Annotated in this window: 22 protein-coding genes; 12 read left to right on the forward strand and 10 right to left on the reverse strand. The window is 60.8% G+C overall.

Annotated features, from left to right (window positions below):
* Window positions 1-164: 164 nt before the first annotated feature.
* The 4 genes from fdxA to HYPMC_RS20380 all read right to left on the reverse strand — a co-directional run bounded on the left by fdxA (window position 165) and on the right by HYPMC_RS20380 (window position 5,243).
* On the reverse strand, window positions 165-503 hold the full coding sequence (fdxA, locus tag HYPMC_RS20365; protein WP_013950005.1) for a ferredoxin FdxA: 339 nt from the start codon (window positions 501-503) through the stop codon (window positions 165-167).
* Between the two features lie 124 nt (window positions 504-627).
* Window positions 628-1,047 (reverse strand): RNA-binding S4 domain-containing protein, encoded by a 420-nt coding sequence (locus tag HYPMC_RS20370; protein ID WP_013950006.1) that lies wholly within the window; start codon window positions 1,045-1,047, stop codon window positions 628-630.
* A gap of 4 nt (window positions 1,048-1,051) precedes the next feature.
* A complete protein-coding gene (locus HYPMC_RS20375) occupies window positions 1,052-4,267 on the reverse strand; it encodes a helicase-related protein (RefSeq protein WP_013950007.1) in 3,216 nt (1,071 codons plus the stop codon).
* A 118-nt stretch (window positions 4,268-4,385) separates the two neighbouring features.
* The gene (locus HYPMC_RS20380) at window positions 4,386-5,243 is read right to left on the reverse strand and encodes a DUF3108 domain-containing protein (RefSeq protein ID WP_013950008.1); all 858 of its coding nucleotides are present in this window, start codon (window positions 5,241-5,243) and stop codon (window positions 4,386-4,388) included.
* Window positions 5,244-5,501: 258 nt separating this feature from the next.
* Here HYPMC_RS20380 and rpmB point away from each other — a divergent pair, with 258 nt between their 5' ends.
* On the forward strand, window positions 5,502-5,798 hold the full coding sequence (gene rpmB, locus HYPMC_RS20385) for a 50S ribosomal protein L28 (RefSeq protein ID WP_013950009.1): 297 nt from the start codon (window positions 5,502-5,504) through the stop codon (window positions 5,796-5,798).
* Between the two features lie 40 nt (window positions 5,799-5,838).
* On the opposite strand, the gene HYPMC_RS20390 is transcribed toward rpmB, so the two are convergent.
* The 4 genes from HYPMC_RS20390 to HYPMC_RS20405 form a co-directional block, all read right to left on the reverse strand.
* Window positions 5,839-6,909: an esterase-like activity of phytase family protein gene (locus HYPMC_RS20390; protein WP_013950010.1), complete on the reverse strand. Its 1,071-nt coding sequence runs from the start codon at window positions 6,907-6,909 to the stop codon at window positions 5,839-5,841.
* A gap of 8 nt (window positions 6,910-6,917) precedes the next feature.
* Window positions 6,918-8,810 carry a cobaltochelatase subunit CobT gene (gene cobT, locus HYPMC_RS20395; RefSeq protein ID WP_013950011.1) on the reverse strand — a complete coding sequence of 631 codons (1,893 nt, stop codon included), beginning with the start codon at window positions 8,808-8,810 and terminating at the stop codon, window positions 6,918-6,920.
* A gap of 46 nt (window positions 8,811-8,856) precedes the next feature.
* Window positions 8,857-9,858: a cobaltochelatase subunit CobS gene (gene cobS / locus HYPMC_RS20400; protein ID WP_024274921.1), complete on the reverse strand. Its 1,002-nt coding sequence runs from the start codon at window positions 9,856-9,858 to the stop codon at window positions 8,857-8,859.
* A gap of 94 nt (window positions 9,859-9,952) precedes the next feature.
* Entirely contained in the window at window positions 9,953-10,579 is a 627-nt protein-coding gene (locus HYPMC_RS20405) for a J domain-containing protein (protein WP_024274922.1), read from the reverse strand.
* Window positions 10,580-10,731: 152 nt separating this feature from the next.
* On the opposite strand from HYPMC_RS20405, the gene HYPMC_RS20410 reads away from it, so the two are divergent.
* Window positions 10,732-11,028 carry a BolA family transcriptional regulator gene (locus tag HYPMC_RS20410; protein ID WP_013950014.1) on the forward strand — a complete coding sequence of 99 codons (297 nt, stop codon included), beginning with the start codon at window positions 10,732-10,734 and terminating at the stop codon, window positions 11,026-11,028.
* A gap of 7 nt (window positions 11,029-11,035) precedes the next feature.
* On the opposite strand, the gene HYPMC_RS20415 is transcribed toward HYPMC_RS20410, so the two are convergent.
* Both HYPMC_RS20415 and aroB read right to left on the reverse strand, forming a co-directional pair.
* Entirely contained in the window at window positions 11,036-12,343 is a 1,308-nt protein-coding gene (locus HYPMC_RS20415; RefSeq protein WP_013950015.1) for an HlyC/CorC family transporter, read from the reverse strand.
* A 79-nt stretch (window positions 12,344-12,422) separates the two neighbouring features.
* The gene (aroB, locus tag HYPMC_RS20420; RefSeq protein ID WP_013950016.1) at window positions 12,423-14,189 is read right to left on the reverse strand and encodes a 3-dehydroquinate synthase; all 1,767 of its coding nucleotides are present in this window, start codon (window positions 14,187-14,189) and stop codon (window positions 12,423-12,425) included.
* A 178-nt stretch (window positions 14,190-14,367) separates the two neighbouring features.
* On the opposite strand from aroB, the gene HYPMC_RS24525 reads away from it, so the two are divergent.
* The 10 genes from HYPMC_RS24525 to HYPMC_RS24380 all read left to right on the forward strand — a co-directional run bounded on the left by HYPMC_RS24525 (window position 14,368) and on the right by HYPMC_RS24380 (window position 24,686).
* On the forward strand, window positions 14,368-14,511 hold the full coding sequence (locus HYPMC_RS24525) for a hypothetical protein (RefSeq protein ID WP_172636520.1): 144 nt from the start codon (window positions 14,368-14,370) through the stop codon (window positions 14,509-14,511).
* 4 nt (window positions 14,512-14,515) lie between these two features.
* Window positions 14,516-16,426, forward strand: coding sequence for a hypothetical protein (locus HYPMC_RS20425; RefSeq protein WP_013950017.1), 1,911 nt, complete (start codon window positions 14,516-14,518; stop codon window positions 16,424-16,426).
* Window positions 16,427-16,435: 9 nt separating this feature from the next.
* Window positions 16,436-17,368 carry a site-specific tyrosine recombinase XerD gene (locus tag HYPMC_RS20430; RefSeq protein ID WP_013950018.1) on the forward strand — a complete coding sequence of 311 codons (933 nt, stop codon included), beginning with the start codon at window positions 16,436-16,438 and terminating at the stop codon, window positions 17,366-17,368.
* 411 nt (window positions 17,369-17,779) lie between these two features.
* Window positions 17,780-19,312, forward strand: coding sequence for a peptide MFS transporter (locus tag HYPMC_RS20440; protein WP_013950019.1), 1,533 nt, complete (start codon window positions 17,780-17,782; stop codon window positions 19,310-19,312).
* A gap of 154 nt (window positions 19,313-19,466) precedes the next feature.
* Complete coding sequence (locus tag HYPMC_RS20445; protein WP_024274928.1) at window positions 19,467-20,414, forward strand: acetyl-CoA carboxylase carboxyltransferase subunit alpha; 948 nt, start codon at window positions 19,467-19,469, stop codon at window positions 20,412-20,414.
* Between the two features lie 175 nt (window positions 20,415-20,589).
* Window positions 20,590-21,549, forward strand: coding sequence for a murein L,D-transpeptidase family protein (locus HYPMC_RS20450; protein ID WP_013950021.1), 960 nt, complete (start codon window positions 20,590-20,592; stop codon window positions 21,547-21,549).
* 76 nt (window positions 21,550-21,625) lie between these two features.
* The gene (locus HYPMC_RS20455) at window positions 21,626-22,468 is read left to right on the forward strand and encodes a murein L,D-transpeptidase family protein (RefSeq protein ID WP_244420938.1); all 843 of its coding nucleotides are present in this window, start codon (window positions 21,626-21,628) and stop codon (window positions 22,466-22,468) included.
* Between the two features lie 109 nt (window positions 22,469-22,577).
* Window positions 22,578-23,582, forward strand: coding sequence for a murein L,D-transpeptidase family protein (locus HYPMC_RS20460; RefSeq protein ID WP_013950023.1), 1,005 nt, complete (start codon window positions 22,578-22,580; stop codon window positions 23,580-23,582).
* 135 nt (window positions 23,583-23,717) lie between these two features.
* On the forward strand, window positions 23,718-24,299 hold the full coding sequence (locus tag HYPMC_RS20465) for a TIGR00645 family protein (protein WP_013950024.1): 582 nt from the start codon (window positions 23,718-23,720) through the stop codon (window positions 24,297-24,299).
* Window positions 24,300-24,512: 213 nt separating this feature from the next.
* Window positions 24,513-24,686 (forward strand): hypothetical protein, encoded by a 174-nt coding sequence (locus HYPMC_RS24380; protein WP_155831084.1) that lies wholly within the window; start codon window positions 24,513-24,515, stop codon window positions 24,684-24,686.
* Window positions 24,687-24,720 lie beyond the last annotated feature (34 nt).

The raw sequence follows: 24,720 nt of genomic DNA on the forward strand, positions 1-24,720 counted from the left end.
AACGCCATCGCAACTGATACTAACACAGTCTTGACGGTAATTGAAGGGTCGGGTTCTGAGACAATCTGGACGAGCTTAAGGCCGCATTTAAATTAACGCGCTAAACCAACAGCTTATGTAAGAGATACCCTAACGGGTTGCAAGAGGCGCCATTTGGCGCAAAATCAATCCCCTGATCCCGGATTTGGTGAAAAATATTTTTCAAACTTGTTCGGCTCGTCTTTAACCGCATCGGCGTCGGGCAGCGCAGCCTTCTTGGCGGTGATGTTCGGCCAAGCGTCCGCATACTGGCGGTTGAGCTCCATCCACTTTTCCATGTCTGGTTCAGTGTCGGGCTTGATAGCGTCGGCAGGGCACTCCGGTTCGCAGACGCCACAGTCGATGCACTCGTCGGGGTGAATGACGAGCATGTTCTCGCCTTCATAGAAACAGTCGACCGGACAGACCTCTACGCAATCGGTGTATTTGCACTTGATGCACTTCTCGTTGACGACGTAGGTCATTCGAATTCCTAATTCTTGTAACGGCCGACGCTCCAGCGTGGCGTCGCGAAGCAATCTCTGGTTCGAGCGGCGCCCTTATTACCATAGGCACAACGGCTGCCTAGGTGGACCGGGCGTCACAGTTTCAGTCCCGTCCCCTGAATTTGTCGATCAGACGCCGTTCGCGCTTCGTCGGCCGGCCGCTACCTTCGGGACGGGATGGCACCTGCACGACAATATCGCTTCCGCTCGCCTCCGGCACTCCCCCCGGAGCTGGCGGCAACTGCCGGGGTGTTAGGTCACGATAAAGCGCCTGGGCCTCGGGAGCCGGACCACGCCTAGCGCCAATGCCGAGGATCTCGACACTGATGACGCGGGGGCCAAGCGAGAGGGTCAGGACGTCGCCCGGCCTCACGATTGTACTCGCCTTATCGATCTTCACACGGTTGACGCGCACCTTGCCACGTTCAATCAGCGCCTGCGCCAATGTCCGGGATTTCGCAATCCGGGCAAACCACAGCCACTGGTCGATCCGCTGCAGCGCGGCGCGATCCGCGTCCGGCATCTCGTCAGGTCGATCCGGAGCCTTCGCTCCGTTTCTCCATTTGAGCCTTGAGCGCCGCCAGCGCCGCGAACGGCGATGAGGCATCGCCACCAGCCGACTTTGGCGGCGCGGCCGTGATCACCTGCGGTGAACGCCGGTCTTCACGGCGGCGGCCATCGTCACGGCGTCCCTTACGATCATCGTCGCGACGAGGGCGGCCACCCTCATCCCTGCGATCATTGCGGCGGTCGTCGTTGTTGCGGCCTTCGAACCGCTGGCGATTATCGCGCCGGTCGGAGTGGCGGTTGCGATCATGCTGACGGTCGGAGCGTTGCTCGCCGCCCTGCGGCGCACCCGAGGCGTCTGCGGCGGGCGCGGCGGTTGCACCTTCGCCTGTGACGGTTGCCTGCGGCTGTTGATGACGGTTGCCGTGGCGATGTCGTCCGTGACCACCGTCGCGGCGCTGTTGTCCGTCGCGACGCTGTCCATCACGGCGTTCGGGACGCTGATGACGGCGTGGGCGCCAGATCTCTTCGAACTTGGGTTCTTCCGACGCCGGAGCCGACACCGCGGACGCATCGGGAGCAGTAGCAGCGGCTGCATCGGAACCCGCATCCGCGGAAGCGACTGCTTCCGCCACGGACGGAGCCTCCGCAGCTGCCGGCGGCGTTTCAACTAGCGCTTCGGCGCCGACCTCTGCCGGGGTCGCGGCGACTTCCCTCTCGGGTTCCGTCGAAGCTTCAGCTGCCGACGGAGCTGCTTCCGGCTCGGCGACTGAAGCCGCAGGCGCAGCTTCAACCGCGATCGGGCGGCGTTCGAGGCGGAAGCCGAGGGCTTTCAACACTTCACCAAGCTCTTCGGCCGAGCATCCGAGGATCGACATCATGTCGTCGGTGGCACGGAAACCGCCATCGCCCGTCGAGCCTTTGGGGGCGTCCGTCTTGCCGGGACCGGAGCGCCATGCGAGCAGCGGACGGATCAAATCGGCCAGACGCTCAAGAATATCGAGACGAATGGCGCGCGGGCCGCAGACGTGGAAGCCGTGCGCGCGATAGAGCGCTTCGGGCGTCGCAGGATCGACTACGACCGACGTCAGGCCGGGCCGGGGCAATTGCGGCACGACACCGTTTTCGGACGGATGCTTCAGAAGCCACAGCGTCGCCGCAAGGTCGGCTGGAGCAGGCTTCAACATGATCGGGAAGAAGATGTTGAAAGCGCCAAACCGCAAGCCGTACTTACGCAACTCGGCGCGCGCCGCCTGGTCGAGCGCGTTGATGTCGTCGGCGACCGTCTCGCGCTTCAGGGCACCGAGGCCTTCCTTCAACTGAAAAGCGATGCCGCGCGCCAAGCCTTGAAGCTCGGCGCTTTTCGACATTTCGACGAGCGGTTTCAGCTTATCGGCAATCGTGTCGTCGACCCAGGTCTTGATGCGGGCCTGAACCTTCTCACGATCGGACTCGCTCATCGTCTCGTCGGCAATGAGCGTAACGGACGGCTGCAGCGGATCTTCGGCGGGTTCGAGCTTGGCAATCTCGTCGTCGCGCCAGATGATCATGCCGTTGCGCGCGAGCTTGAACGCATCGTTCTGCGCCGCCGCAACGCGACGCGCCCGCATCCCCAGCTCACGCGTCACGACTTGCATCGCCGCCTGGCGCGTCGCCTTCTCGTGAATGCCGTCAGCGGCGGAATCGAGCGTGAAGCGGAAACCCTTCAGCTTGCCCACGAAGTGGTTTTCGACCGTGATGGCGCCGTCATCGGCGATGTCGGCCGTCAGTTCGTCTTTGTCCCGCATGCCTTTCATCAGAGCGCTGGTCCGGCGATCCACAAACCTCTGCGTCAGACGTTCGTGCAAGGCGTCGGAGAGACTATCTTCAATGGCGCGCGTCCGCTCTTGCCAATGCGCCGGATCCTTCAGCCAATCGGGACGATTTGCGACGAAGGTCCAGGTGCGAATGTGCGCGATGCGGGTCGCGAGCGTGTCGATATCACCATCCGTCCGATCCGCCAAAGCAACCTGCTTGGAGAACCAGTCTTCGGGGATGCGATTTTCGCCGGTCGCCAGATACCGGTAAAAGTTTGAGACGAGCTCGGCGTGGCTTTGACCGGAAATCTTGCGATAGTCGGGAAGCTGGCAGACTTCCCACAGTAGCTCGACGCGCGGGCGTGAAGAGGCGATGTCCGCGATTTCGCGATCCGAGGACAAGGCTTCGAGTGCTGCCACATCGTCGGCGGTGCGGGCGCGTGTCAGACGCTGCTCGCGCGGCAGCTCGCGAAGCGACGCATGCAGCGCATCGAGCGTCGAGAAATCGAGATTGCGGTTGCGCCATTGCAACGTGCGGATGCTATCGAAGCTATGGGTTTCGAGACGTTCCACCATGTCGGCATCGAGCGCCTCGGCGCCGCCCGTGACGCCAAACGTGCCATCATTCATGTGGCGGCCGGCACGACCGGCGATCTGACCAATCTCGCCCGGCGTCAGATTGCGATGATTGTAGCCGTCGAACTTGCGAAGCGCAGAGAACGCCACGTGGTCTACATCAAGGTTGAGGCCCATGCCGATGGCGTCGGTCGCAACCAGGAATTCAACATCGCCTGATTGATAAAGCGCGACCTGGGCATTGCGCGTGCGCGGTGAGAGCGCACCAAGCACGACAGCCGCACCGCCGCGCTGGCGACGGATCAATTCGGCGAGCGCATAAACTTCCTGAGCCGAAAACGCGACGATTGCCGAGCGTGCAGGCAGGCGGGTGATTTTCTTTTCGCCGCTGTAGGTCAGCTTCGACAGGCGCGGGCGCGAGATGAAGTTGGCGCCGGGGATGAGATCCGAGATGGCGTCGCGCATCGTCTGGGCACCGAGCAGCAACGTCTCGGAGCGGCCGCGCGCATGCAGCAGCCGGTCGGTGAAGACGTGACCGCGCTCGGGATCGCCGCAAAGCTGGATTTCGTCAATCGCCAGGAAATCGACATCGATGTCGCGCGGCATCGCTTCAACGGTCGACACCCAATAACGGGCGCGCTCCGGCTTGATTTTTTCTTCACCGGTAATGAGGGCGACCTTGTCCGCGCCCACGCGCTGCTTGATGCGATCATAGACCTCGCGCGCGAGCAGGCGCAGCGGCAGGCCGATCATGCCACTTTCGTGGCCCAGCATCCGCTCGATGGCGAGGTGCGTCTTACCGGTATTGGTGGGTCCGAGCACCGCCGTCACGTTTCGGATGCGGGCTTCCAGATCACTTGCCATATGGTGCATTGACTCCGATCGAGCCCTGGCATTGCAGAGGAGGGCCTAGAGATCAAGGATTATTCGGTCGGCGGACAAAGAGCGTCACACCGCCTCGAATCCTCGAGCGCCACGCGTGTTACTGCGTCAGCGCGATCTGCTGGTTGTTTGCCGAGGTGATGTTAATTGTATTAGCGGTCATGACGGCGTTGCCGATGGGGGAAGGGATCGTGACCCGGTAGGGAACGTAGATTCCGGCCCTCGGCACGGCCCTGAGCGCAAATTCGATATTATTGTAGTCGATCCAGGGATCGGTGAAATCTTTCGGCTTATGGCCGGCAATAGGCACATATTTGACCCGGCACACGATAAGCTCCTTGGGCTGGCCGGACGGACGGCGCTCGGTGAGGGGCTCGCGACCTTTGAAAGTGAAGTGCAAATCATAGCGTGCCTTGCCGTCGAATACCGGAATTACCCGGTTGCAGGCGTCGGAGGGGTTGGCGTCGGATATCGAGATCATAGCCGCCATCGGATCGAATACATTCTTCAAATTTTCGGGCTTCAGCTTGATCGTATCCGGTGAGGGGGGCTTATTGGGAACCAGGGCGACGGCGGTCACCGCGCGCCCGGCGAAGCCAATTTTGACGGAGACAAATTTTTTCTTCTTTTTGTAACTCATTTCGAAGGCCGCGGGGCGAAGGCCCGAGGGCTCCAGCGCTCCTTTGCCGGAGAAATTGCCTGCCCATTTAAACGCGCCGAAAAATGCCGAAACTTTGGCGTGTGCTTGGGCGTCGTAGGTCCCGTTATTGAAATGGGCGTTGAATTGGTAGGCCCCGACGTCGAAGCCGGCGAAGGCAAGCTTATAGGTGGCAACCACCTCCGTCGGCCAATTGGGACCAATGGCCGAGGCGCTCTCGAGCGGAAAAGTGGCAGCGGCAACCGCGAAAAGGCTGCAGAAGGCGCCCCGCCTCCGCGCACCGGCTCCCGATATCGCCATCGTGTTTCCCTACTTGCCCTTGGGCGAAGGGGCCCTGATAGTCAGAATTTGCGACTATTCTTGGACTTTGGACGGGTTAGGGAGGGTGACTAGGCGAGCTAGTGCAATCGTCGTGGCCCGTCTTGACGGGCAGCGGTCCTGTCAATTATACAGCACCCGAAACCCCCGCAGGCTCGGCTTGCGGGGCGCTATTTTTTGCTGAGACGGCAAGTTTTCGATCGACCGCCCCGGTTTGAGGGTGCGGCATAGGAGAGTGTTATGACCAGGCGCTGCGAGCTGACGGGGACGCTGCCCCTCTCGGGCCAACTCAGGAGCCACGCCGAAAACAAGACGAAGCGCAAGTTTCGTCCGAACCTGTGCAATGTCACGCTGATGAGCGACCTGCTCGGCCGTAAGGTCCGTCTGCGCGTGTCGGCACGGGCGCTGAAGTCGGTCGAGCACCGCGGTGGCCTCGACGCCTTCCTGCTGAAGGCGAGCAACGATGAGCTGTCGCAGACCTGTCTGAAGCTCAAGCGCGAGATTCAGAAGGTGCAGGCAGCCGCCAAGGCCGCCTAATCTTTCAAGGCAATTTTGCTGATCGTTTTAGCCCGGTGGCCTAGTTCGGCAGCCGGGCTTTCGCTTGCCTGGATTCTTGCAACAGAAACTGCAGCAGCACTGTGCGCTGGATGACGTGATTGAAGTTGTCATCCGAGATCATGGTGAGCAGCACCTCTCCGGACTTCAGCCGTGTGGCTGCTAAACCTTCCATGTTGTCAATATTATCAGCCATGTCGGCGTCGATGAGGGTTTCGCCCTCGATCGTGCGTCCTGGAGCGAGAGCGTCGGGCGCGATGCGCACGAGGCGCATCTTGACGCCTTCTAGCCAGCGGAAGCGGCGCTCCAAAACGAAGATCGTGCCGTCATCGAGGCTGGCAACGTCGGTGATGTCGAAGTCGCCGACGTTTTTCAGATGGAAGGTCTGTGGTCCAGCTTTGGTCCAGACCCAGCCGGTATGATTGCGCGCCGGATCATAAAGCCGCTCCGAAAATGCAATCGGCCAGCCTTTGTACGGGCCGCCCTTCAAGATCGTGAGCGCTTCGAAGCCTTTGTTCTGGTCCATGTGCGTGGCCGCGGCAGGGATCTTGAGGGCGATGCCGGTCGCCTGAATATTTTTCGGGCCGAGCCTGAAGCGTTCGATGCGATGATGGCCCTCGAACCCAATGAGGACCGAGCCATTCTGAAAGGTGTCACCTTCGAGCGCGATCGATTCAGAATCGCGATCGCGGGCGCGCTGGATGGGGCGGCCGGATTTTTCCAACAGCGGCCCCAGTCGCGCGTCCACGATGCCGGAGGGGCGGATTCCTGCATAGGTCAGATTGCCCGTCATCCAGACGCCGGTATCGGACAGGGCGAGAAGAGATTTCGCATCGTCGCTCAGCAACAGGCCCGACCAGCCGCCGAAATAGGGTGACGGCGACGTCAGGACGAGGCCGCCCACGAACTTCAATTTGCCGAGCGAACGATCCTCCCCGGTGCGGGAAAACGTAGAAATCGGCTGAGCTTCGACAGTGATCGGTGCAGACTTCAGCGAGGAGATATCTGGCTTCTCGTCTGCCAGAACAAAACTCGCGCTAACGCTTAAAACGGCGATCGCGACTGCAAATCGTCGGAGAAAAATCGACGCCACCGATCCCCTCAATGAACGCGCGCGTGCTTGCGGCGTGTCGCGGCCGCCTTGTCGGCTTCGTGGTGCTCATCGAACAGCTCGACGAGTTTTTCCGTCATCGCGCCGGCCAGTTCCGACGCATCGGTAATGGTGACGGCGCGCTGATAATAGCGCGTCACGTCATGACCGATGCCGATGGCGATCAATTCGACCGGCGAATGATTTTCAATCTCGTGGATCACTTGGCGCAAGTGTTGTTCGAGGTAGCTGCCTGAGTTCACCGAGAGCGTCGAGTCGTCGACCGGCGCGCCGTCGGAGATCATCATCAGAATGCGGCGCTGCTCGGGCCGATTAACAAGGCGAGCATGCGCCCAGGCCAATGCTTCGCCGTCGATATTTTCCTTCAGAAGACCTTCACGCATCATCAAGGCGAGGGAGTTTTTGGCGCGTCGCCACGGGGCATCCGCCGTCTTGTAGATGATGTGGCGAAGATCGTTGAGGCGGCCCGGCGCGGGCGGCTTGCCTGCCGCCAGCCACTCCTCGCGCGATTGTCCGCCCTTCCAAGCTTTGGTGGTGAAACCCAGGATCTCAACCTTGACGCCGCAACGCTCCAGTGTGCGCGCAAGAATGTCGGCGCAGCAAGCTGCGACCATGATCGGCCGGCCGCGCATCGAGCCGGAATTGTCGAGCAGCAGCGTCACGACGGTATCGCGGAAATCAGTGTCGCGCTCACGCTTGAATGACAGCGCGCCGGTCGGATCGGTGATGATGCGCGTCAAGCGCGCAGCGTCGAGCTGGCCTTCTTCGAGATCGAAATCCCAGCCGCGATTTTGTTGCGCCAAGAGACGGCGCTGCAGCTTATTGGCAAGCTTGGCGACGGCAGCTGAAAGCGTTTTCAGCTCTTTGTCGAGAAAGGCACGCAGGCGCTCTAATTCTTCCGGCGTCGAAAGCTCTTCGGCGCTGACCTCTTCGTCATAGGCGCGCGTGAAGACCTTGTAGCCGAAGGCCTCGGGGTTATCGAGGACCGTCATGTTTGGACGCCACGGCGCAGGCGTTTCTTCGTCGTTCATCTCGCCGTCGTCGAGGTCTTGGGGTTCGGTCGACCCCTGTTCCATCGTTTCCTCGGTCTCGGAGAGATCACCTTCGGAAAGCTTCTCCTCGCTTTCCTGATCCTGACCGTCGGTCGCGTCCTCGCTTTGCTCGTCGGAATCTTCCGAGCCGCCTTCGGCCGAACCTTCGTCGTTTTCTTCCTCGTCGTCGTTCGGCTGCGGCTCGTCGCTCTGCTCGGCCATTTCGAGAATCTTCAGCAGATCGCGAATCTGGCGGCCGAACTGTTCCTGATTTTCCGACAGGCTTTCGAGCTTGTTCAGAAGCTTGCCACCGCGCGATTCAATCACCGAGCGCCAGACATCAACGAGGCCCTTTGTCGATGCGGGCGGAGCCTGCCCGGTGAGCCGCTCACGGATCAGCAACGCAAGCGCGTCTTCGAGCGGAGCCTCGGCGCGCGTCGCAACGGACCGGAAGCGGCCATGACTGTAGTGATCTTCGAGGCGGGCCGTGAGATTGGCTGCCATGCCGGGCATGCGGGCAGAACCCAAACCTTCGACGCGAGCGCGCTCGGCGGCTTCGAAGACGGCACGGGCGGGACCGGCAGGCGGCGCGATGCGGCGATGAACCTTGGCGTCATGACAGCCGATACGCAGCGCAAGACTATCGGCCCAGCCACGCGCCAACGCGACGTCTTTCGCGGATGGAGCACGCGGCAAGTCCGGCAGGTGCACGGCCTTGCCCGACACGTCGCCCTTGCCGGGGCCGAAATCGACTTCGACTTCGCCATCACCCGCGATGGCGCGCACGGCCGGCCCGAGGACGCGTTTCAGCGGCTCGGACGGCGCTTCCCGGCGTTTGGTTGGAGACGTCATGGACTTCGTGTCGCTCTTTTGCCCTCCCCGCGCGGGGGAGGAGAGATTAGCTCAGCGCGACGTTGGCCGTGCTTTCTGGAAGCTCTTCGCCGAAGCAGCGCTGATAGAATTCCGCAACGAGCGGCTTTTCGAGATCATCGCACTTGTTCAGGAAGGTGACGCGGAATGCAAAGCCGATGTCGCCGAAGATGTCGGCGTTCTCGGCCCAGGTGATGACCGTACGCGGGCTCATCACGGTGGACAGATCGCCGTTGATGAAGGCCGAACGCGTCAGGTCCGCGACGCGAACCATGTGCGAGACTTGTTTGCGCTTGGCATCCGTCTTCGCGAACGACTTGACCTTCGACAGCACGATCCGGGCTTCGTCATCGTGCGGAAGATAGTTCAACGTGGCGACGATCGACCAGCGATCCATCTGGCCCTGGTTGATCTGCTGTGTGCCGTGATAGAGGCCCGACGTGTCGCCCAGACCGATCGTGTTCGTCGTCGCGAACAGACGGAAAGCCGGATGCGGACGAATGACCTTCGACTGATCGAGCAATGTCAGCTTGCCGGAGACTTCGAGCACGCGCTGGATGACGAACATGACGTCGGGGCGGCCGGCATCATATTCGTCGAACACGAGCGCGATATTGTTCTGCAGCGCCCAGGGAAGGATGCCTTCCTTGAATTCCGTCACCTGCTTACCGTCTTTCAGGACAATGGCGTCCTTGCCGACGAGATCGATGCGCGAGACGTGGCTGTCGAGGTTGACGCGCACGCACGGCCAGTTGAGGCGCGCCGCGACCTGCTCAATGTGAGTTGATTTGCCGGTGCCGTGATAGCCTTGGATCATCACACGGCGGTTGTGCTTGAAGCCCGCCAGGATCGCGAGGGTGACATCACGATTGAACAAATAATCCGGATCGATTTCCGGGACATGGTCTTCCGGCTTTGAATAGGCCGGCACCTCAAGATCGCTATCGATCCCGAAAACTTGGCGAACGGACAGCTTCATGTCCGGTAGATTGGCGGCAGCCGCGCCGTTCGCGCTTGTAGACGTGCGCATTTCCATTGGCTTCCCGATCAAATCGCCCAGCTGCCGCTAAGGCCTCGAACAGGGGCGACCTCGGCGGGTGCACCTGCTTCAGAGGCTCGGAGGATTAGACCAGGCCAGATTGCTTTAAATAGTTATAGGCTTGGAGGATTTCACGCAACTTTTCCTCAGACCTGCTATCGCCGCCGTTCGCATCAGGATGGTGAATTTTCACCAGCTCCTTGAAGCGCGACTTGATATCTTCACGGCTGGCATCTTCGCCGAGATCCATGACTTTGAGTGACTTGCGCTCAAGCGGCTTCAACTGGCGTTGAAACGTCGGCGCCGTGGCTGTCCGAGACGAGCGAACCTTGCGGTTCATGCGCTGCGTGCCTGCCTTGACGCGGGCGGCGGCGTCGGCGTCTTGCGAGCCATCGCGCGTGCCGTGGGCCCAGGCGTTGGCGCCGGTCTTCCAGGTCGGGCGATGGCCGGTCATGGCATCTTTGCGGAAATTGCTGACCTCGGCGTCGCTCATGCCGTCGAAATAGTTGTAGTCCTGATTGTACTGGCGGACATGATCCACGCAGAACTGGAAATATTCGCCGTCGCGGCCTCGGCCCTTTGGCGCCCTATGTACGCCGGGCTTGTCGCAACCTTTCCACTGACACACGGGCGCGTGCGTTTCCTTCTTGGCGCTCGTCTGGCGCTTCGAAGAGACGCGGATGCTATCGAAGTATTTTGATTCCAGTTTCATTGCATGAATTATGAGGGTTAGGCCGCGCCGAAACAAGGCGGCAAGAAAACTCTTGATTTCCGTCGTGACTGTGCAGTCAATCCATTAATAGGCCCTTTCGTCCGTGTGCCCCATCGCACCAAAGCAGCACGAAAGACACATGAGAGAAAAAGATGTCCGTTACAGGCCGACTTCGCGAAAAGCTTATGATCGCGCTCAAACCGACACGGCTTGACATCATCAACGAGTCCGAGTTGCACGCGAGCCATCGCAATTCTCCGGGCACGGACGAGAGCCATTTTAGAATTCTTGTCGTTTCCGAGGCATTTTCCGGCAAGTCGCGCATCGAGCGGCATCGCCTTGTGAATGATCTGCTCAAAGACGAACTTGCCGGCGGCGTGCACGCGCTTGCACTTTCAACAATCGCGCCGGGCGAAGCGCTCCCCAAAACGGCTGCCTCACACGATTGAATAAGCTTCAGCCACTCTGCCGTGTGGCCGCCGAGCCTGAATTCGGCGGGGTTGCCGATGCGATCGGCTTGATGCGCATCGCCATGATCCGGTTGCGGCTTTTACGCAAAATCTCGAACCTGTAACCGTGGAAGGTGAACACCTGTCCTGGCTCCGGGATCGTCTGCGCCTCGTGGATCACGAGACCCGCAACCGTCGTCGCTTCATCGTCGGGAAGATCCCAATCTAAATGGCGATTGAGATCGCGAATTGCAACGGTGCCGTCAACGTTGACGGTGCCGTCCGATTGCATGCGGATATGGCTATCGGGATTGTCGTGCTCGTCGGTGATCTGGCCGACGATCTCTTCCAGAATGTCTTCGAGCGTGATCAGGCCCTGCACTTCGCCGTATTCGTCGACAACGAGGGCCATCTGGATCTTCTTTTTCAGAAACTGGTTGAGCTGGTCTTTCAGCGTCGTGGTGTCCGGGACGAACCAAGGCTCGGACGCTGACTTCATGATATCGAGCTTGTCGGGATCCCATCCGTCGCGCGACAGGGCCAACAGAAGGTCCTTGGTGTGCAGAACGCCGACGATATTCTCCGGCTCGTCTTTCCACAGCGGCACACGCGTATATTGGGAACGCATCAACTGATCGAGAATTTTCGCTGGCGGCTCGTCAATGTCGATGGTTTCCATCTTGGTGCGGTGAACCATGATGTCGGCGACTTGCAGATCGCGCAAATCTAGAACGCCGCCGAGCATTTCGGCGTCACCCTTGGCGACGGTGCCTTCCTTCGCCTGCAGATCAATCGTGCCGCGAATTTCTTCGTGGGCTGCAAGGATATTGGCAGCATCGTCGGCCTTTCCTGGCGTCAGGATCAGGATGTGGCGAACGATGAATTCGATGGCTTTGGTGAAGGGCGTCAGGACGTAGATCAGGCCCTGCATGGGCGGCGCAACGACAAGCGCGACGCGATCGGCATATGCGAGCGCGTAGGTCTTCGGAAGCACGGCAGCAAAGATCACGATCAGGACCGTGATGATGGCTGTCGCGTAGGCGACGCCGACCTGGCCGTAAAGATGCACGGCGATGTTGGAGGCAAGGGCTGCAGCCAGCACGTCGACGAGCGTATTGCCGAGCAGGACTGTGCCGATCATCTTTTCGGGGCGCGACAGCACCTTATTGACGAGGGCGGCCGGAACGTTGCCGTCTTCTTCCAGCGCATGCATGCGTGCCCGCGACGCTGCCGTCAGTGCGGTCTCGCTGACGTTGAAAAACGCCGACAGAACAATCAGCAAAAGGATTGCGAGAAAGCTTATGATTACAGTCATCGGGGGTAATGGTGTCCGCTATTCCTGCCCAGGGGAGGCAGCAATCTAGCACAGATCCAGGGCAGAGACTTAATATGCTCTAGCGACTGATTTCCCGGCCGAGGAAGGCCAGGACGGTTTCCGGTGCGACGTCGCGAGTGACGAAAGCCTGACCGATGTCACGAACAAGAATGAACGTCAGCTTTCCGGCTTTAACTTTCTTGTCCTGACCCATCAGGCGCAGCAATTCGGCAGCATCGGCATTGCCGCCGGGAATATCGGCGATTCGCGTCGGTAGGCCGACGGCTTTCAGATGGTTGGTGACGCGGGCGCTGGTGCCGGCAGGACAAAGGCCCAGCTCTTCCGATAGACGAAAAGCCATGCACATGCCGATGGCCACGCCTTCGCCGTGCAGCAGGCGGTCGGAGTAGCCGGTCCAGGCTTCCAATGCGTGACCGAACGTGTGGCCGAGGTTGAGGAGCGCGCGGTCGCCGGTCTCCGTTTCGTCGCGGGCGACGATTGCGGCCTTGGCGGCGACGCTCGTTTCGATGGCCGTCGTCAACGCCGGACCGTTGTTGCCGAAGACCGACTGCCAATGCGCCTCAAGCCAGGAGAAGAACTCGGCGTCACCGAGCAGGCCATACTTGGCGACCTCGGCGTATCCGGCTCGCATCTCGCGCGCGGGTAGTGTCGTCAGCACGGACGTATCGGCGATGACGAGGCTCGGCTGATGGAAAACGCCGATGAGGTTCTTGCCTTGCGGCGTGTTGATGCCGGTCTTGCCGCCAACGGAGCTATCGACCTGCGCGAGAAGGGACGTCGGAATCTGAACGAAGCGGACGCCACGGCGCAAGATGCCGGCGGCAAAGCCCGCGAGATCACCGATCACACCGCCACCAAATGGCACAACAAGGTCACCGCGTTCGAGGCCAAGCTCCAGGAGACGCTCGGACAGGTCTGCGAGATTGCGAAAGCTCTTCGTCGCCTCGCCCGGTTTCATGACGACCGAACCGGCGAACAGGCCTTCGGCCTTGAGGCTATTTTCAAGCGTCGCAAGATGGTGGCGCGCCACGTTCTCGTCCGTCACGACACCGCATTTGACGGGGCCGAAGCGCGCCTTGATGAGCGCGCCGGCGTCGCGAAGAACGCCGCGTGTGATCAAAACATCGTAAGAGCGGTCGCCAAGCTCGACATGAACGGTCTTGGAGGGGTTAGCCTCAAGCGTCGTGGGCGGCGCGCCGTCTGCGCCGGTCGCGAGCCGGGTGATGATTTCGTTGACGATGATGTCGTGTGGTTCGTCGCGGCTTTCGACTGTCATATCGGCTTCTGCATAAATCGGGTAACGCGCTTCAATCAACTTCTGCATCGTGGCTTCCGGATTGCCACCGCGCAGCAGGGGCCGGGTGTCACGCTTCATGACACGGCGCATCAGTACGGGCAATTCGGCACGCAACCAGATGGAAAAAGCGGTGTCCTTAACGCGTTTGCGGGTTTCGGCGTGAATGAAGGCACCGCCGCCGGTTGCAAGCACCTGTGCGCCGTTGCCAAGCAGGCGGGCGATGACCTTGCGCTCCCCATCCCGGAAATGCTCTTCGCCGTGGTCGGTGAAAATATCGTTGATCGTCTTGGCGGCCGCGCGCTCGATTTCTTCGTCGGCATCGACGAACGGCAGACTGAGCTTAAACGCCAGGCGCTTGCCGACCGACGACTTGCCGCAACCCATAAGGCCGACGAGCACAATCGGGCGCTTGCCGATGCGCTTCTTCGCAAGGTCTATGGCTTCCGCTTCCGTCATGGGGGTCTCGACGCCGATATCTACGGCGAATCGGTTAGCTTCGGGCAGACTGTCTCGTAGCGGAAAGGTCATTTCCGCGCCCTCATGCCATGAACCAAAATCGTTCGCAAATTGGAACCATACTTCAGGCCTGCCGTGGATCGGAAACCGACGCCGTTTCGACGCAAGGGGGGTTCCGTTAAAATGCCAATCCGAGTCATAATCACGCCATCAAGGGTGCTCACCTAAAAGGCCGGAACGGGGTAAAGAAATGCCGAGCCTTTTCCGGCTATTGTTCGTACTTTGCGCATTCGCGGCTGCGGTTTTCGGCGGTCTCTATGTGCTCGCGACACGCTTCGAGCCGGAGCAGCAGATGATCAGCAAGCCCGTGCCAGACGTGAAAATCCGGCGGTAGAGCCATGGTGCATACACACCGAAAGACGATAGCGGCGGCGCGCAGCGTTGTGCTCGCCGGTTTTTTGCCGATCGCTATTGCCGCCGCGGCGCGGCCGGCGAGCGCACAAGACGATTCCTATGCCGCGCCAGCGACGAGCAGCCGGAAAAAGCCGGCGCACGACGACGCTTATTCACCTCCACCCGACAAGCGCAGCTATCTGCAGCCGCTGGGCTCGCCCTCTGGCGGCGGGGACGACGATATGTGGTCGCGGCCCTCCGGTGGCGGGGGAAATTCCGGTTCCATGCCCGGCTTCCCGTCCAGCCCAAGCCGGTCGTCTGGCTCGGGTTCGGGCAATTCGGTGATGCGCGATGCTATTCCGCCGGCCGTGGACAAGGGCAGTCTCGCTCCCGTGATGTCGAATGACGGCTCAGGACTGCCGTACGAGCTTTGGGGGGGCATGGACGTCGCCGCGCTGGAAAAGCTGATCGCGACGATTGAAATTCCGCCGCGCTCGCCCGTTCTGCACGATCTCTGGAAAAGGCTCATTACGTCGCCGTCGGGCGATGGCTCGAACTCCAACTTTATGGCGCTCCGGCTCGAAGCGCTCTACCGCTCGGGCTTGGCGCGTGCCGCCGCAGCCGAAATCGCCAAGCAACCGCCGGGGGACAATCCGCTGCTGGTGTCGCTCGAAGCCCGCAACGAGCTGGCGGCCGGGCATCCGGACAAGGCATGCCAACTGGTTGCGCAATCGGCCAAGTTAAAAGGTGCGATCCCGGCGCGCCTCAAAGGCCAAGTCATCCTGATGGCTGGGTATTGCTCCGAATCTCAAGGCGACAAGTCGGCGGCGGGACTGGCGGCCGACATGGCGCGTGAGGAAGGCGTCGAGACATCGCCCGGCCTCGAAGCGCTCGATGCATTCTCGATCGGGTCCAAGCCGCGCTACACGCAAGTCAAACAAATCACGCTGCTTGACTATCGGATTGCCGAAAAGGTCGGCGGCCTACCGCACAAACTCGTGTTGGAAAAGGGCGAGCCAGCTCTGCTCGTGGCGCTGGCTACCGATCATTCAACCCCCGTCGACCTCGGATTCCCGGCAACTGAAGCGGCGGCGCGTCTCAATGCGCTGACGCCGCAAATGCTGGCGGGGATCTATCGCGTCAACGCCCAAAGGGTGCCGCCCGACGACTTGCTATCCGGCCGAGGTCCGCAAGGCGTCGCCAGGCGTGCTGCACTGTTCAAGGCCGCCGAAGACGAGCGGACGCCCGCGCGCAAAGCGCGGCTCATCCGTGCTTTCCTGGATGACATGAAGCACGAAGGCCTCGGCATGATCGGCGCAAAAATGATTGCCCAAGCGACCGCAGATTTGCAACCGGCTCCGGAAGTGAGCTGGTTTGCCGAAACCGGCGTCGAAATCGGCTTGGCGTCTGGCCATTTCGACATGGCGCGTAACTGGATTCAGATCGCCGATCAATCGGGGGGACCAGGTCTTGGCCACTGGCGCGCACTCATCGACATCGCCGATCCGCATGATCCGAACCGAGGGCAGAGCTTCTCCGCGCTGGAGAATTACGCCGCCAACGGACGGTTTCCGCCTGCGGCTCTATATCGGCTGACGACCGTGATGGAAGCGCTCGATTACCTCGTGCCCATTCCCCTCTGGCAGGCGGCCAATACGATTTCACAGCCGACGGGCGGCTATCTTCCCGAAACCGGCGTGCTGACCGAGTTGCAGATCGCTTCGAAGAAACAGGAATTCGGCCATACGGTGCTGCTCGTCATGAAGGCGCTCGGCCCGAACGGCGCGGCCGACGCCAATCTGATCGCACTCGGCGACAGCATCCGGGCGTTGAAGCGCGCCGGACTTGAGGCCGACGCGCGGCGCCTCGGGCTCGAAGCCCTGCTGCCGACGTGGCCGCGTACCGAGACGAATTGAGGGGCGGCCATGACGTCTGCCGCGGTGCGCGATACCGACGTCGCGGATTTTCTCGCGATGCTGTCGGCCGAGCGCGGCGCTTCACCCAACACGATTGAGGCTTATGCCGCCGATCTTGAAGGCTTCCTCAGTTTCTTGCCGGGCCGGGGCGTTATGCCGAGGCATGCGACCTCGGACGACGTTCAAGCCTATCTCGGCCATCTGGCCAGCGAAGGACAAGCGCCGACGTCGCGGGCGCGGCGGCTTTCGGCCATCAAGCAATTCTATCGGTTTCTTCTGGCGGAAGACGCTATTGCACTCGATCCGACATCCGGACTGCAAGGCCCCAAGAAACAGCGCGCGCTGCCGAAGGTCCTGAGCATCGCCGAGGTCGACAGACTGCTGGAGACCTCGCAAAGGCAATGCGAGGGCTTGGAAGGGCATGCCTTATTTCGCGCACTGCGGTTTCACTGCCTGCTTGAGCTTCTTTACGCGACCGGAATGCGCGTCTCGGAGCTTGTTGGCCTGCCGCGAAGCGTGCTTCGCGGCGATACGCGCGTTCTGACCATCAAGGGTAAAGGCGGACGAGAACGGATGGTGCCCTTGAACGCCGCCGCGCGCGAAGCGCTGGACGCCTTCCTCGGCGTATCCGGCCGGTTCGACCATTCGGAATGGCTGTTTCCTTCGAAGGCGGCGCTTGGACATGTGACGCGGCAAGGTTTCGCACAGGACCTGAAAGACGTGGCCATCGCGGCGGATATCGCGCCCGAACGCGTTTCACCTCATGTCCTGCGCCACGCGTTCGCCAGCCATCTGCTCGACCGCGGCGCGGATCTGCGCGCGGTTCAGCAACTGCTCGGCCATGCTGACATTTCGACCACGGAGATCTATACGCATGTGTTGCAAGAGCGACTGAAGGCGCTCGTCAATGCGCATCACCCGCTCGCCAAGAACAAGACGTAGCGCGCCAGGGCTCTAATGCCTTAAAGCGCCGACCGCATGGGAGACGCCAGTGAGCCGCCTCGACCGGACCTGCCATCGTGCCGCTGCGTCAGCGTCGAAACCCGCGACACGTTTTTCGCCACTGGTATCAACCGTAGCGATCGCGCGCAGATCTTCTATAAACGCTGATCGCGTCCTGCCGCGGCGTTTCCAGACGTCGGCGCGCGCGAACGTGCTTGACGCCGCCATAACGGGATCGCGGCGCCACGCACGGGGGGCACGAGCAAAGCGAGGGTGCTATTTTGCGAACGGGAGCGGACCGATGGACATCAGAAAATTCCGTCCGGCCATTCGAAGACCGATGCCGACCTTGGTCGCCGCGGCGCCCCCTGAGCGAACCGGCACAATGACGAGCGTTGCGAAAGGCGCTTGATGTCGTCGCATAACAACCAGGGCGCTCCCGCCGGATTTCTGGCATCAATCCTACCGGCCGCGCGCGGCTCGTGGCTTGGACTTGGTTCACATCCACAGGGGCTCTCAACCCTCTATTTTACTGAGTTGTGGGAGCGTTTTTCCTATTACGGCATGCGCGCCCTGCTCGTGCTGTTCATGGTCGCGCCGGTTTCGCAAGGCGGCCTCGGCTTCCCGACGCCATCAGCCGGAAGCATCTACGGCACGTACGGCATGGCGGTCTATCTGCTGGCTTTGCCCGGCGGCTTTATCGCCGACCGCATCATCGGGGCGAAGCGTTCCGTGCTGATCGGGGGGACGACGATCGCAGCCGGGCATTACGCGCTGGCGTGGCCATCGCTGACGACGTTCTATATCGGCCTGGCGCTTATCGCGATCGGAACGGGGCTTTTCAAGCCGAACATCTCGGCCCTCGTCGGCGCGCTCTACAGCCGCGACGATGACCGCCGCGATGCGGGGTTCTCGCTGTTCTATATGGGCATCAACGTCGGCGCGTTCCTGGCTCCGCTCGTCACCGGCTTTCTGGCCCAGAGCAGCGTCTTCAAGGACTGGCTTTCGGCGATGGGTTTCGACCCGACGCAAAGCTGGCATTGGGGCTTTGGTGCTGCCGGCGTCGGCATGACCATCTCGATGGTTCTGTTTGCGCGGAACATGCGCCATCTCAAAGACCCCGGCGTGGTCGCCAGTGAAACATCATCCTCTTTCCGCCAGCAGGCGGGTTATATGGCGGCTGTAACCCTCGGCTTGCTAGCACTGGCGTTTCTTTCCGATGTGAATGGCTTCCGCTGGCTCCGCTGGTTCTTCATCATCATTCCGCTGGTCGGCATTGCTTACGGTGCGACACGTCAGAACGCCGATGCGCATCGCATGGCCGCAGTCGGCGTCTACTTTCTCGCCGCCATGATTTTCTGGGCAATTTTCGAGCAGGCCGGGACGACGCTCTCGCTTTTTGCCGATACGCTGACGCGCAACGAATTCATCGGCATGCCCTTCCCGTCGTCCTGGTTTCAATCCGCTAACCCGATCTTCGTCATTATGCTGACACCGTTCGTCGCGGCGCTCTGGATGCGGCTTGGCGCGCATCAGCCGTCGTCGCCCGTCAAATTCGGGCTTGGACTAACGTTTCTTGCCGCGTCTTTCCTGCTGATGGTTCCGGCCGCCAACTATGCCGCCGACGGGCGCGTGTCGCCGATGTGGCTGCTCGGTCTCTATTTCCTATTTACGGTCGGCGAGCTGATGCTGAGCCCGGTCGGACTTTCGACGATGACGCGGATTGCGCCGCAGAAAATGTCCGGACAGGTGCTCGGGCTCTGGTTCCTTGCGACGGCATTCGGCGATAAAATCGCGGGCGACATCGGTGGCGCCTTCACGACCAGCGACCCGGATGCGCTCGCGCTTTCGTTCCTGGCGCAGGCCGGCTTGGTTGCAGCAGCGGCGGCCCTTATGTTCGCCGTTGCGCCTATTGTCAGGCGGCTCTCGGAAGGCGAAAGTTAAGCATTCACAACGCTGGTTACGCCTAGACAGCGGTCGGGAAGGTCTGTCGCCTTGACACCCGAAGCCAGCCATGGCGAATGTCGCGCGTGAAGCGGCTAGGCCGCACGCTTCAGTTGCACAGTCAGGAAAGCTTTCAGTGAACGCCACCACCGCATTGCGTACCTATCTCGATTTCGAGAAGCCCATTCTTGAGCTCGAAAACAAGGTTGCCGAACTGAAGGCCTTGCAGACGGACGGCAAGGGTCCGCAGATCACGGACGAGATCACGAAGCTCGAGCAAAAAGCGAAAGCAGCGCTCGCTGATACCTATGCGAAGCTGACGCCGTGGCAGAAGACGCTCGTTGCGCGCCATCCGGAACGGCCGCACGCGCTCGATTTCATCGGCGGCCTCATCGAAGATTTCACACCGCTCGCAGGTGATCGCTATTTCGCCGAGGACGAAGCCATCGTCGGCGGCATCGGCAAATTCCGCAACCGTTCGGTTGTAGTGCTTGGACACGAGAAGGGCGCCGATACCGAACAGCGTATCAAGCACAACTTCGGCATGGCGCGGCCTGAGGGCTATCGCAAGGCCGTGCGGTTAATGGAACTCGCAGACCGATTCAACCTGCCGATCATCACGTTCGTCGATACGCCAGGCGCCTATCCCGGTATCGGCGCCGAAGAGCGCGGCCAAGCGGAAGCCATCGCGCGTTCGACAGAATGCTGCCTGCGGCTCGGCGTGCCGATCGTCGCCGTCATCGTCGGCGAGGGCGGTTCGGGCGGCGCGATTGCCATTGCGACGGCGAACCGGATCCTGATGCTGGAGCACGCGATCTATTCCGTCATCTCGCCGGAAGGCGCGGCATCGATCATCTGGCGCGACAGCAACAAAAAAGAAGAAGCCGCGACCAATATGAAGATCACGGCGCAGGACCTCGACCAATTGGGCGTCATCGATGCCATCGTGAAAGAACCGACCGGCGGGGCGCATCGCGACCGCGAATCGGTGATCATCTCGACCGGCAATGCCATTGCGCGGATGCTCTCGGAGTTCGACGGAAAGTCGTCCGACGATATTCGCGCCCAGCGCCACGACCGCTTTCTGTCGATCGGCCGCTAGTTTGTGAGGCTATTGGGCAACGCCGGTGCGGCGCCCCCAGCACGCCGCATTTCGACACGATACTTGAGTTGACTGACCATCGTTCAAATCTCACTAAGGCGTTCGAGTTCTTTGTGCGCATAGTCCGCCCGGCTGCAACGGCGGGGACGTCAATCGGAACGGGAACGGGGCATTGGTGGGGACCAGCATCGGTTCGGCGCTACGGATGGTTGTGCGGCTGGCGATTGTCATCGCCACCGTGACGCTTAGCGCGTGCTCGAATACACCAACGATCCCGCCGCCCGCCGACGTGCCGCTATCCAAGGAGACGCTGGCGCTTCTCGCGAAAAAAGGAATGCAGCCGGGCTCGCCGGTTTTCATCCGGGTTTTCAAGGAAGAGTCAGAGCTTGAGGTCTGGAAGCAGCGCGACGACGGGCGCTTTTACCATTTCAAGACCTATCCGATCTGCAATTGGTCGGGCGCGATCGGGCCGAAGGAGCGTTATGCCGACCGGCAAGCGCCGGAGGGCTTCTATACCATCACACCGGCCCTGATGAATCCGAACTCTAAGTATTATCTGTCGTTCAACCTTGGCTATCCGAACGCCTACGACAAGTCGTGGGGCCGGACGGGTGATTCCGTCATGGTGCATGGCAATTGCCGGTCGGCGGGCTGCTACGCCATGACCGACGCGTTGATGGAAGAGATTTACGGACTGACGCGCGAAGCCTTGAAAGCCGGGCAGCCAAGCTTCCAGCTCCATGCTTATCCGTTCCGGATGACGGACGCGCGGATGGCGAAAGAAAAGCACAACAAGTGGTACGGCTTCTGGAAGACCATGAAGCAGGGCTACGACTATTTCGAGAAGTACCGGATTCCGCCCGCCATCACAGTTTGCGAACGGCGCTATGTCGTCGATGCGGTGTCGCGAAACCGTCCCGATCCGGCCGGCCCTTGCCCGCCGCTCGCACGGCCAATCGTGACGGCGTTCAAGCCGCTGCCGGAACCTGGCGGGGTTGACGTTGCGCATGGTAACAAGTTGAAAGGGATTACCGATCCCGACAACGAGCCGACGCTGGCCGATATCAACAAGGCGAAAGCGCGTCAGAGCACACAGGCAGCCGCCGTTACGGCGCCGGTCGCCAACGCAAACTGAGCCTCAGCGAGGCATTCGATAACGGTCCCAAACGTTAAGCGAGCCAACGTTGCAGAAGCCCCGCAAAAGACGTGCCTTGAAAATCTTTCTGTTCGTCGCGGCGTTGTTCGCGGCAGGGATCGCTGCATTCGCGACGATGCCGTCGTGGCTGCCGAAACTGCCGGACGGCGACCGAGCGCTAATCGCCTATGAACGCAGCCTGCGGTTGACGCGGTGGAGCCTTGGCCTGCCGCTGCCTGGCGAGCCCGATCTTCCGCAATTACCGGAACGGCTGGCGAAGGCCGGCGTCAAAGAAGGCGCGCCGATCCTAATCCGGATCTTCAAGAGCGAATTCGAGCTGGAACTTTGGATGCAGCGCGACGGCGCTTTCCGTCGCTTTGCGACCTATCCGATCTGCCGGTGGTCGGGGCGGATCGGACCGAAACATCGCGAAGGCGACGTACAGGCGCCGGAAGGATTTTATACCGTCGACCAGACGGCTCTCAATCCGAACAGCCGTTGGTATCGCTCGTTCAATCTCGGCTATCCGAACGCCTTCGATCGGTCGCACGGACGCACGGGTTCGTTCATCATGGTGCACGGCGGCTGCGCGTCCATCGGCTGCTTTGCGATGACGAACGCGCAGATGCAGGAAATCTGGCAACTCGTCACTGCGGCGCTGCAGAACGGGCAAAAACGCTTTCAGGTACAGGTTTATCCATTCCGGATGTCTGATGAGGCGATGGCGCGGTATGCGGGCAATCCGAACATCGCGTTTTGGAAAAACCTGAAAGAAGGAAATGACCTATTCCAAGCAGACGGGCAGCCGCCGAAGGTGAGTGTCTGCAACGGCGCCTATCGGTTCGCGCCCGGCGATGCCGGCTCGACTGGGGATGATTCGATTGATGACAAGTGCACAGCCGAGCAGGCTAAAAGCTAGCTGTATATAGCCTCACTTCTCGGGCCGAGTGTTGCACAAAGTCACTTAGAATCGCGCTTGACCGGCGATAGTGTGCGGCTCGCGCAGGAGTCAGCCGGTCGCAAATTCTATGGTGTCGTTCGATTTATCGCGTCTCAGGCTTGTCGCGGCGATGGTGCTCTGCCTCGCCGGCGTTCAGCACGCTTACGCGCTGACAATCGAGCTTAAGGACGTTGCCCCCGACCGGGTCGAGCGCCAGCGTGCTGCGGCGACCGGTGCGTTGCCGTTGCCCGGAACGCCCAACGTCGCGGTGCTGCAGGAACGCCTGCGCGACAAAGGCGTGACGCTTGCGTCTTCCATCATGATCCGCATCTTCAAGGCCGAGTCCGAACTGGAGATCTGGAAGCAGACGGGCAAGGATGGCCCCTTCATCCTGTTTGCGACCTATCCCATCTGCCACTGGTCGGGAACGCTCGGGCCGAAATTGAGCGATGGCGACCGGCAGGCGCCGGAAGGGTTCTACACCGTCTCGCGCTCACAAGCTCGTCATGTCGGCCGCTGGCCGATTTCCATCGACATCGGATATCCGAACATCCTCGACCAATCGCAGGCGCGCACGGGCTCGGACATCCTCATTCACGGCGGATGCTCGTCGGTTGGCTGCTTTGCGATGACGAATCCGGTGTCGGAAGAAATTCATCAGCTGACGCTCGCGGCAATCGACGCGGGAGAGACGCTCGTGCCGGTGCATGTGCTGCCGTTCCGCATGACGAACGAGAACATGATCGCGCAAAGCGGCTCGCCGTGGAAAGCGTTCTGGAACAACCTCAAGGACGGCTACGACCTGTTCGAACGGACCCATCGGCCGCCGTCGGTCGGTGTGTGTAGCGGGCGCTACATTTTCAGTGAGACGCCTCCTGGCGCCCTTCCCGGTCCGCTCGACGTCTGCGAGCCGACGCTGGCGTCCATCCGAGAACAGGACCAATGGCTCAACGGTGTTCCGCCGCCGACGGCCGCGCTGCCGAAACTCGTGACGCCAGCGGCCGCGTCAAAGTCGGCGCCTATCCCGCAAATCCAGACGAGCCTCGAAAGCGACACCCCGCCACCGATGTTCTCGTGGCCTCTCGTCCGATAGTCGGCTTCGAAGGCCAGCGCTTGCGCCCGTTATCCTGAAGCCTTACTTGGCCTTTATAACCATTGCATAATGGGTGCGATGAGCATTTGCCGCACACGTTGTGCACCGGATGACACAGGAGCGAGGACTATACGCATGGCTGAAAAGAGCGTCGCGAAGCGCGTCGAGATATTTATGGAGAACATGCTATTCAGCGCGCGCTGGCTGCTTGCACCGTTCTATTTCGGCTTAGCCATTTCGCTGTTCGTGCTGCTCATCAAATTTTTGATGGAGCTGCTGCACCTCGCCGAGAGTGCGTTCACGTCAACAGAATCCGACGTCATTCTTGGACTGCTGACGCTCGTCGATCTGACGCTGACGGGGTCGCTGCTGATTATCGTGATCTTTTCCGGCTACGAGAACTTTGTCTCACGGATGGATCACTCCAACCACGACGATCGCCCGGAATGGATGGGCACCATCGACTTCTCAGCATTGAAGCTCAAGATGCTGTCGTCGATCGTGGCGATTTCTGCTGTCCAGCTTCTGCGTCAGTTCATGTCGCTCGGCACGGTCACGCCCGAGCGCGAAAAAGAGCTGATGTGGCTGGTCATCATCCACTTGGTGTTCGTCGTCTCGAGCGTTCTGCTCGCCCTTTCCGACCGCATCGCTGGCGGACACCATGGCGAGGCCAGCGAGGCTCCCGAGAAGGCCGCCGCGAAGACGAATGGCCACTGATCTTCGGGACCTAAACAGCAAATGGGCTAGCTGAAAAAGGCTAGCCCACTTTCCCTTCAAAACTCCTCGGCTTCACTAGGAGCCAATTAATTTAGCCCTGGTAATTCAGTCTTGGGCGGATTCCTGCGCGTTGTTTGTCCACAGCCATTCGTGTCCCTCTCCGGAACACGGTGCCTCGCCCGCCGTTTGTTTGACACAAACGGAGAGACGCCGATGAACTTGCTCCCCTTGCAGATCGTTCTGGGCTTCCAGGTTGCCGCCGCCGTCGTGATCTTTATCCAGCTCATGAAGGGCGAAGACGGCGACGGACCGCTGCGCGCAGAAAAAGCGGATCGCCTCCGCAAACATCGGGCGATCCTTCGATCACCCGGTGACGACGCGCGCTAAACTCTCATATCGCATCGCCGCCCTAGGCGAGCTA

Source organism: Hyphomicrobium sp. MC1, from assembly GCF_000253295.1.
GTDB lineage: Bacteria > Pseudomonadota > Alphaproteobacteria > Rhizobiales > Hyphomicrobiaceae > Hyphomicrobium_B.